9 protein-coding genes are annotated in these 9,219 nt (G+C 44.6%); 5 read left to right on the top strand and 4 right to left on the bottom strand.

From position 1 onward, the window contains the following. From H6G48_RS25045 to H6G48_RS25030, 4 genes are all read right to left on the bottom strand, one after another. The coding region (locus H6G48_RS25045; RefSeq protein ID WP_190723763.1) for an RNA-guided endonuclease InsQ/TnpB family protein at window positions 1-341 on the bottom strand (341 nt) is incomplete at its 3' end. Window positions 342-414: 73 nt separating this feature from the next. Further along, window positions 415-1,281: a GspE/PulE family protein gene (locus H6G48_RS26690; RefSeq protein WP_242034779.1), complete on the bottom strand. Its 867-nt coding sequence runs from the start codon at window positions 1,279-1,281 to the stop codon at window positions 415-417. Between the two features lie 82 nt (window positions 1,282-1,363). Further along, window positions 1,364-2,314: a GspE/PulE family protein gene (locus H6G48_RS25035; RefSeq protein WP_242034778.1), complete on the bottom strand. Its 951-nt coding sequence runs from the start codon at window positions 2,312-2,314 to the stop codon at window positions 1,364-1,366. A gap of 221 nt (window positions 2,315-2,535) precedes the next feature. Next, a complete protein-coding gene (locus H6G48_RS25030; protein ID WP_242034777.1) occupies window positions 2,536-2,844 on the bottom strand; it encodes a GspE/PulE/PilB domain-containing protein in 309 nt (102 codons plus the stop codon). A 974-nt stretch (window positions 2,845-3,818) separates the two neighbouring features. Between H6G48_RS25030 and H6G48_RS25025 the strand changes: the two genes are divergently transcribed. The 5 genes from H6G48_RS25025 to H6G48_RS25005 all read left to right on the top strand — a co-directional run bounded on the left by H6G48_RS25025 (window position 3,819) and on the right by H6G48_RS25005 (window position 9,206). After that, window positions 3,819-4,907: a DNA cytosine methyltransferase gene (locus H6G48_RS25025; protein WP_190723762.1), complete on the top strand. Its 1,089-nt coding sequence runs from the start codon at window positions 3,819-3,821 to the stop codon at window positions 4,905-4,907. 36 nt (window positions 4,908-4,943) lie between these two features. Next, on the top strand, window positions 4,944-5,621 hold the full coding sequence (locus H6G48_RS25020) for a transposase (protein ID WP_242034776.1): 678 nt from the start codon (window positions 4,944-4,946) through the stop codon (window positions 5,619-5,621). A gap of 178 nt (window positions 5,622-5,799) precedes the next feature. After that, window positions 5,800-6,156, top strand: coding sequence for a transposase (locus H6G48_RS25015; protein WP_423202563.1), 357 nt, complete (start codon window positions 5,800-5,802; stop codon window positions 6,154-6,156). A 498-nt stretch (window positions 6,157-6,654) separates the two neighbouring features. Next, on the top strand, window positions 6,655-8,049 hold the full coding sequence (locus H6G48_RS25010) for a phage tail sheath subtilisin-like domain-containing protein (RefSeq protein ID WP_147069020.1): 1,395 nt from the start codon (window positions 6,655-6,657) through the stop codon (window positions 8,047-8,049). Between the two features lie 14 nt (window positions 8,050-8,063). After that, window positions 8,064-9,206: a phage tail sheath family protein gene (locus H6G48_RS25005; protein WP_190723761.1), complete on the top strand. Its 1,143-nt coding sequence runs from the start codon at window positions 8,064-8,066 to the stop codon at window positions 9,204-9,206. Window positions 9,207-9,219: the final 13 nt, after the last annotated feature.

The following is a 9,219-nucleotide window of genomic DNA, read 5'->3' as shown; positions in this document are numbered from 1 at the left end:
TTGGTAAATTCGGCACTTCCTCCCTGATGTTTTTTCTTAAAGTTAGGATACTTAGTACGACCAGCAAGGAAATTAGTAAAAGCTGTTTGTAGGTGTCTTAACCCTTGTTGTAAAGGTACACAGCTTACTTCATTGAGAAAGTCTAATTCTTCTTGCTTTTTCCACTCGGTTAGCATTGAAGAAGTTTCAGTATATCCTACTCTTTCTTGTCTTTCATACCAAGCTTGTGTTCTGAGATGGAGTGCCTTATTGTAAACCAATCTTACACAGCCCAAAGTGCGCCGCAATAGCGACTCTTGTTCGGGTGTGGGGTAAAATCGGAACGAGTAGGCTTTTTCCATGTCTCACATTCTAGCATATATTTCGTAAATGTTCTAATATTTAACAGTAAAGCCGTCGTAGAACGACGGGGTTTCAGACCCAAATTTTCGATGACCAGTTTCGGGAAGGAAGGACTGGATTAGTCAAATCAGGCAACTCCTGGTCGAGAATAGTCGGATTTGCGCTCTCAGGGGAAGCTGTGGGCGAATTTAGGCTAATTTCCCGCTTTAGTGACTGTAATTCACGGTTGAGAGCCTGTAATAACTGCTCGATCGCCTCGATTCTCCCGAAAACATCCGAGGGAATCTCAGGATTATTGACGGCAGAGAGGGAGGGCAAAGTTAATTCATCAGCCATGACGCGCTCGATTTCCTCTAGGGTAGTATAACCTTGACAGACTAATTCTAAACCGTAGGCGAGGAGAGGCTTAAATCCTGCCCGTGTTGCCGCTTTTTTGAGCATATCGGCGGGTTTCTTCTCAGCGATGCAAGTTTTCAGTTCAGGGGTAATCGTGATTACTTCAAAGACCCCGATCTGGGACTGATAACCGATGCCGTGACAATGACGGCATAATCTGCCTTTTTCCCGCGCTTGGATGATTTCTTCGGCAGTGAGGGAATTAGCTTTATAAAAGCTGTATTGAGCAGCTTGGGCGGGAGAAAGACCAAATTTAGCTAATTCTTCCCTTTTTGGTTGATGTTTAAGCCGACAAACTGGACAAACCCGTCGCACCAGTCTTTGATTAATCACTCCAATTAGGGTATCAGCCACTAGGGCCGGCTCCGCTAATTGATGGAGGCGAGCGATCGCGGCAAAGGCATCATTGAGGGGTAAACTAGAAATAACTAGGGCTGGCTGAATAAATGTGAAATGTGGGCATGGTAAGGGTTTTGTGGCTTTTCTTGCTCCCACAGGTGCAAGATTTTGAGAGAATCGTGCTTCAAAACCTGGCGTCTTCATCGGCCCGCGTCCTGTAGGGGCGAAGCATTCGGATAGAAAATCTCCGGTTTCACCGATAGGTTATTGCCCGAATGCTTCGCCCCTACTTTTTGCCGCAGACCCTAACTAAATGTCCAGTCAAAGCCGCTTCTAGAGCATGGGTAAGGGTGGAAGAATCCGCCAGGCGATCGATACCGATGATATCCAGGTCTTGATTCCGGAAAGAGGGCAAAATCGAGGCATAATCTCGACCTTGACCATCAGCGATTTCCACTTGGGTAATACCGTTAAGGCTGCGTTCGATCGAGGTTTCCAGGGTAGCGATATTAACCCCACCCCGGTTTCGATGGGCTAGTAGAGAATAGAAACTGGTGGAACAGCCGCCTCTGGCCGGTGCGGTGAGCAGAATTAACCCCGCCTGGCGATCAATCATGGTGCGTGCCAGTTTACAGGTTTCTTGGCTAGTAATCAATTCATCGAGGGGCCAAAGTGGGGATCGAGAATCAAAAACCCGCAGAAGAATTTTTTCCCTTTGTTGACTGGGTAGGGTGTGGAGACGAAAATCTATTTTGCGACCGGAAAAAGTTGTGGTCATTTTTCCCTGTTGGGGGCGCGATTTTTCGCTGACATCAAGGTTAGCAAGAATTTTTAACCGTGAGATAATTGCTGGGGTCGCTTCTGGAGAAATCGGTTCCCAGGCAGAACGCAGGAGACCATCTTGGCGAAAACGGACAGTTAATTGATTTTCTTGGGGTTCTAGGTGAATTTCCGTCGCTTTACTTTCGATGGCTTGAATCAGGATATTATTAACGAGACTGACGATCATCTTTTGATTGGCCTGTTGAATCAGACCGAGATCCTCGTCGGCTAATTGGCGGTGGAGATGGGGGAGAGATTGGCCATCTTCAAAAAGGCCGGTTATGTCAACGATGGTCTCTAGCTCTTGTTCTTGGGGAAGAAAACGGCCATATAGGGCTTCTTCTTGGCGATAACGATAGATTTCGACCAATTTCTGGTAATCTGCCCGATCGATGACACGACGTTCAAACTGCAATTCTTGATCCCGGAGGATACGACGTAAATCATCGAGAATTTCCTGATTAGTGGGACTTAGGCGTTTTCGGTCAGCAAAAAAGGCTCAAACCATTACGGGACAAAGGGTTAACCTCGATTTATGATTTTCCTTGATCTATCTGGGTTTCAGCGATTTTGGGCTTCTCGAAGTAAATCCCAAGCGGGGATTGGAGTTGAGGCTTTTCTCGATTTGTTTTTTGTCTAAGTCCCATTAGCGGGATCCACCATGGCTAGGTGAAGGACATTGGCAGCGGATTGCTGTTTTTGTAGGGGCAGGATCTGATAACGACGGCAAATTTCAAAGGGAAGGACTGTGCGAAACAGATTCTCGATTTCTCTCCAGTCGATCGTCTCACTTTCAGGGTCAAGATATTCTACCCCATACTTGGCTTTTAATTTTGACAGTTGTTCGAGTCGGTAGTATGCCAGTGCCTCTTTGGGTAAAGGACGGCCGGTGATCAGGGGTAAAATTGCCCGTAGAGGCAGATGACTTTTCTGCTTCTCGATCATTGCCTTTTGTAGTTGCGGGATAGTGACTTGACATCCTCACCGCCGAGGCCGGACGGTGATGACCGGCAGCTCGAACAAACTTAATTGAACGACCGACCGCTGGGTTGACGCTTCACGGGATGCCGCTACCTTAGCGGTAGTCTTACGCTTTCCGACCCGTCCGTTTTGATTGTCCGAATGCCGGACGGCCACTTTGAACAAGTCGAAAAAATCTCATGTTCAACCTTATTTCCTAGTGGGACTTAGACAAAAAACAAATCGAGAAAAGCCTCAACTCCAATCCCCGCTTGGGATTTACTTCGAGAAGCCCAAAATCGCTGAAACCCAGATAGATCAAGGAAAATCATAAATCGAGGTTAACCCTTTGTCCCGTAATGGTTTGAGCCTTTTTTGATGACCGAAAACGCCTAAGTCCCACTAATATTTTGCTTAAAACCCATTGCTAGTAGGGACTATAGCTACAATGATTGATTTTGATCAAGGTGAAGAATTGTAATTTTTTTTTCTCAGAAAAAATCAATTATTGAAAATGTTCTCAATAGTAGTTTCTATGAAGCTTTTTCGTCAAAACATCTTGGGGAATGTAAAAATATATAAAAGTATATGAAGATGTGCGGAATGTCGGATTTATCGTCGGCTACTTATAGCGTTTCTCATCAAGACGAAGTGTAAACTGATTTGGGATCGACTGCTGACGACCGACTCCCCAAAAGGAAAACTTCCTACCTCATCATTTAGGATAACTGCTATAAAAAGAGCAGAAGAGGTCATGGTTTCTAGGTTATGCTTGTTAAAGGTATCTTTCTTATCCTACACTTGTAACACCAATCTGTTTAGTATTTGGGAGAAAAAAATTACGCGGACAGGGTAGATGGGGAAGTGGACAGAAAGATTCGAGAATTTATACTAAAATCTAAGATAGCCGGTTTAATATCGTCTCTGGGATCAAAACAAAAGCTTAGAATAGATAAAATATGTGGACTTTTATTGATTTATTTGCCGGTATAGGAGGATTTAGAATCGCCTTAGAGAATCTCGGTTGTCAATGCGTTTTTTCCTCGGAAATCGATCCTCACTCCCAAAAGGTTTACTTAGCTAACTATGGTCATTTACCCGATAATCAAGACATCAGAAAATTAGAGGCAAAAACTGTCCCCGATCATGATATACTCTGTGGCGGGTTTCCCTGTCAAGCTTTTAGTATCGCCGGCAGAAAACACGGTTTTGAAGATGCACGCGGAACCTTATTTTTTGAAGTTGCCCGGATCCTACACGAAAAGAAACCGAAAGCTTTTATCTTAGAAAATGTCCAGGGTTTAGTCCACCATGATCGAGGTAAAACTTTAAAAACTATTTTAGATATATTAGAAAAGGATTTGCATTATTTTGTCCCTAGTCCCCAGATTTTAAATGCCAGATATTTTGGGGTTCCTCAAAACCGTCCCCGAATTTTTATCGTCGGTTTTCGAGAAGATTTAAATATTTACCATTTTTCCTATCCCCAACCAACCCATCAAGAAACTTGTCTCAAAGATATCCTAGAAGAAAAGGAAGTCAGCGTTAAATATTATCTCTCTAATCAGTATTTAGAAACTTTGTTTAAACACAGGGCCAGACACGAAAATAAAGGTAATGGGTTCGGTTATGAGATTATTTCTCCCGATGGTATTGCTAATGCTATTGTGGTGGGAGGTATGGGAAAAGAAAGAAATTTAGTTATCGATCAAAGACTGACTAATTTTACTCCCGTTACTCGCATTAAGGGAGAAGTAAATAAATTATTCGTCCGCAGAATGACTCCCAGAGAATGGGCAAGATTACAGGGATTTCCCGATAGTTTTCAGATTGTTGTCAGCGATGTCCAAGCTTATAAACAGTTCGGTAATTCTGTGGCTATTCCCGTGGTAAAAGCAGTGGCAAAAGAGGTGATTAAAGCTTTAGATTTATCCAGAAATTCTCAAGAAAATATCAGGATTAAAGACCTAGAGGGGAGACAATTAGAACCAGAAGTGTTGAACGTTGAGAAAAGTCAGACAAAAAATGCTATTATAGATAGAATCTAGACAACTTATTACCCTCACAATAGGGAGTTTGCCCTGATGAAGAATTTCTCAAAACTCATAAAAGAGCTTCTCAAACCACTGCCTAAAAATGACTACCCCGCTTTAGACACTTTTACATTTTTGTCCTGTTGGATTGGTTTTGCTTTAGATAAAAGCATCGTCAGTATGAGGGACTTATGCAGTCGAATGGTACTTGAAGGAATCAATGTAAATTTATCCCCATTTTCTCAGGCAAGCAAAATTATAGAAACAAGTCCGTTTGAGAAAGTCATTGTTGAATTAAATAAGCGTTTAGTTGCCAAAAAAGGAATAGAGAATGTGCGAGCTTTATTTCCCATTGACTCAACAATAATTAGCTTAACCAGTAAACTACTATGGTCGCAAGGATGGCATCAAGTAAAACTATTCTCTGGTCTTAATAGTATCACAACAGAGGTGGTCGAAATCCTCATCCATTTTGGTCAAGTTAATGACTCGAAAGAAGGAGGAAAAACGATAGAAGCAATTCCTGTAAATGGACTTGGCGTAATGGATAGAGGATTTGCTTCTAATCAAAGAATCACCGAATTATTAGAGAGTAGTGACAAGCATTTTGTCTTGAGATTGAAAAATAATATTAGCCTGGAGATGCTCGAAAATGGCAAGTGTAAACTCGGAAAAGATAAAAGACAAATAGAAGTAAGAGTAGTCGCTTTTTGCGACCTAGAAAGCTAGAAAGGGGAGCATCTCACCTTTGCAATGAGCATAAATACTTAGGGGAAAAATAGGCTTTTCGAGGGTAATTCTTGTTTTAATTCTCTATGTACGCAGTCTTTAAAAGCCTCTATTTCGTTCCAAGACACGATTAAGAGTGGCTTTTAAGCTAAGTATAATTACTCATCGCGTAAGTGAGATGCTCCCCCTAGAAAGTCAAACAGAATTTCGGCGGGCGACAGATTTACCTCTACAAGGAGAAGGGGCAGTTAGCAATGAAGAAGTTGCCGAAATTTACATCCAAAGATGGCCAAGAGAACTGCTGTGGAAATTTTTTAAAATGCCTCTAAAGTTGGATAATCTAATCACTAAAAACGAGAACGGAATCCGCCTACATATCTATAGCTGCATTATCGCTTATCTGATTCTACAGCTAATAGATATTGAAGAAGGATTTGGGAAAAGCTTATTAGACAAACTGCGCTATTTACAGAGTTTCATGTGTCAACATATTAGCTATTTACACTGGTTCCGGAGGATTGTCTATTCAACTTAAAATTTGATGTTATAGGGGTATTATGCTTGTCAATGTAAAGTTTTATTACAGGATTCAACGTTTCTGGGTTTTCTCTCAATAACGGAGGGACAGAGGTGGTTAGCTGAACCTTGGGAAAAACTGATAGTTTTATCGACGTAAGAAGCAGAAAAATTAGCTAAATTAACAGGATGTACTCTCAGACAATTTCAAGAGAGATAGGCTTTTAGTAGCTTGTTAACAAGTTTTATCAATCTATTCATAATAAATATTGGCAGAGGATTAAAGATTAGTTATTGTGACTAACTCTTTTGATTAGAAAAAGATAAACTTGATAATTTTCAGTCAAATTTATTGACTCAAAATCCGCTGTACTTAATAATTTAAATGAATCAACCCTACCTACAACCCACACCCAGCCTAGACTTTAATCTCGTTGTCACCCCTGTAGAGAGGAGTCACAATAGACCAAAAGTGCTAGCATGGAGATTAAGCAAATATTTTGTTAAGGAGAGGGCTATGCCTCAATATCTTTCTCCCGGCGTTTATGTTGAAGAAGTACCTTCAGCAGTCAAAGCGATCGCCGGAGTCAGCACCAGCATCCCCGGATTTATTGGCATCGTGCCAGATGAAGTCAATTCGCCATTTGTTGATGTAGTCATCGATGAACCAGTTGGTAAGGGGGATGGAACCAAGAAAGTCTTCAATCTGAGCCGGTATCCAGTCGTGACCGATGCAGGCACCTTTAAAATTAAGGTTAAGGGCAACCCGACCGAGGCAACGCTGTCCAATGACGAGACGAACAAAGTCTCTCAAGTGACCTTTACTAATTCACCAGGCAACGAGGATGCTATCACTGCCGATTATAAGCCATTCTTCTTGCCGATCGAGGCTGGTATAGTGAAACTGTGCACAAACTTCAGCCAGTTCAAGCAGTTCTTCGGGGACTTCTCTCAAGATACAAAACACAACTACCTCGTTCATGCTGTTTACGGCTTTTTCAACAATGGCGGCAGCAGTTGCTACGTTGTCAGGATTAAAGATGCGGCAACTGAGATTGACAAGGCACTTAATGCCTTTGCCACTATCGATCCAATTTCACTGGTAGCAATCCCAGGAAACACCGATGACGCGATCCGAGATAAAGTGGTAGCTCATTGTAAAGCCACCGGCGATCGGTTTGCTATCCTAGATGGACCTGAGACGGCTGACGATTTAACCACTCTGACCAAAATTCCGGCTGAATCAGGAGTCATGCCGAAAAGAACCGATTTGGCCGCCTGGTATTTCCCCTGGATCAAAGTTTTTGACCCAGCGACTAAACTACAAAATCCTATTGGTGATGGGTCGCTATTTGTCCCCCCTAGTGGACATCTGGCAGGAGTCTATGCTCGCGTTGACAACGAGCGGGGAGTCTTCAAAGCACCGGCCAATGAGGTGATTTTTGGCGCACAAAACGTAAGCCAGCCCCTCAGTAAAGCTGACCAAGATAACTTGAATCCTAAAGGAGTCAACTGCATCCGCGTCCTCAATGGCAAAATCCTAGTCTGGGGAGCCAGAACCGTCGGTGGCGATGACAATGCTGACTTAAAATACATCAACGTCCGCCGCACCCTGCTCTTTCTGCGGGAATCGATTGACGAAGGCACCCAGTGGGTGGTCTTCGAGCCGAATACTCCCGCCCTCTGGCAACAAATTACCCGCAACGTTTCGGCATTCCTCACCAATGTCTGGCGCTCGGGGGCTTTGTTTGGCAATACACCCCAGGAGGCGTTTTACGTCAAGTGCGATGCCGAAAACAACCCGCCCGAGTTGCGCGAATTGGGCCAAGTCGTCACGGAAATTGGCGTGGCGATTGTCCGTCCGGCTGAATTTGTCATCTTCCGCATCAGCCAGATGGCCCAAACCAGCTAAAAAAGAGGTGAGCTATGGAGATCGACTGTAAAACGCCAGGTGTCTATCGAAAGGAAAGCTTCCGCCAACCAGAAGCCAAGCTACCCACTGGCATTCCTGGATTCGTCGGCTTCTTTCAGGCTAAGCCATCAGAGAAGGATTTCCCAGTCAACACCCCGAGGGCATTACACCATCAGGAAGAATTCAGCGAAAACTTTACCGCCCCAGGCTATCTACTAGAGGCAGTGACTGGCTTCTTTGCCAATGGCGGGACTCGCTGCTATGTGGTGCGAGCAGAATCCAATCAAGAGCCAAAATCAGCCTTAGAAGCGGCTTTGTCGTCTCTCGCTCCCCTGAAGGATTTGGACTTGCTGGCAATCCCCGATGCCATGAGGCTGACGGATGAAAGTGCCATTATCCAAGTGCAACAGGCAATGTTGAAACAATGCGCCCAACAAGGGGATCGCTTCGCCATTCTCGATCCTCTCCCAAACAGTACCGCAGCAGCAGTCAAAAACCAACGAGAGGCAATTGTCCGCAGCCAGCCCAAACCGATTGACGCCGCTCTCTACTATCCCTGGCTGAAAAATACCCAAGGGCGCTGGGTTCCCCCCTGCGGTCATATTGCTGGTATCTTTGCCCGCAGCGATCGCACTAGGGGTGTCTTCAAAGCCCCAGCCAATGAAGAGATTCAGGATGCCCTCGATTTGCAAGTGGCGATCGACAATTCCCTTCAAGGTGAGTTGAATCCTTTTGGCATCAACTGCCTGCGGGCCTTTCCCGGTCGCGGACTGCGCGTCTGGGGAGCGCGGACCCTCAGTCAAGATACCAACTGGCGTTATCTCAACGTCCGGCGGCTATTCCTCACCTTGGGGCGGTGGATCGACCAAAATCTCGGCTGGGCAGCCTTTGAACCCAATTCCCCCCGCTTGTGGGTGCGAATTGGGCGAGAACTGAGTGCTTACTTAACCCAACTGTGGCAGTCAGGGGCACTCCAGGGAGCCAGCCCAGCCCAGGCATTCTACGTCAAATGCGATGCTGAAACTAACCCGACCGACCTCCGGGAAGAAGGGAAGGTGCTAACTGAAATTGGTTTAGCAACTGCTGCTCCTGCTGAGTTTCTCGTGATTCGGATCATTCATCGAGCGGGAAGCGTGGAAATGCGCCCAACCGCTTGATTCCTAACTATTA

Source organism: Microcystis flos-aquae FACHB-1344 (assembly GCF_014698375.1).
Classification (GTDB): domain Bacteria; phylum Cyanobacteriota; class Cyanobacteriia; order Cyanobacteriales; family Microcystaceae; genus Microcystis; species Microcystis aeruginosa.
This window is presented reverse-complemented; position numbering and strand designations above follow the sequence as displayed.

What these genes read in the sequence shown, in the direction of transcription:
- H6G48_RS25010 (WP_147069020.1), top strand. Translation starts at nt 6,655, where the DNA reads ATGCCTCAATATCTTTCTCCCGGCGTTTATGTTGAAGAAGTACCTTCA.
- H6G48_RS25025 (WP_190723762.1), top strand. Translation starts at nt 3,819, where the DNA reads ATGTGGACTTTTATTGATTTATTTGCCGGTATAGGAGGATTTAGAATC.
- H6G48_RS26690 (WP_242034779.1), bottom strand. Translation starts at nt 1,281, where the DNA reads ATGAAGACGCCAGGTTTTGAAGCACGATTCTCTCAAAATCTTGCACCT.
- H6G48_RS25030 (WP_242034777.1), bottom strand. Translation starts at nt 2,844, where the DNA reads ATGATCGAGAAGCAGAAAAGTCATCTGCCTCTACGGGCAATTTTACCC.
- H6G48_RS25020 (WP_242034776.1), top strand. Translation starts at nt 4,944, where the DNA reads ATGAAGAATTTCTCAAAACTCATAAAAGAGCTTCTCAAACCACTGCCT.
- H6G48_RS25005 (WP_190723761.1), top strand. Translation starts at nt 8,064, where the DNA reads ATGGAGATCGACTGTAAAACGCCAGGTGTCTATCGAAAGGAAAGCTTC.
- H6G48_RS25015 (WP_423202563.1), top strand. Translation starts at nt 5,800, where the DNA reads ATGCTCCCCCTAGAAAGTCAAACAGAATTTCGGCGGGCGACAGATTTA.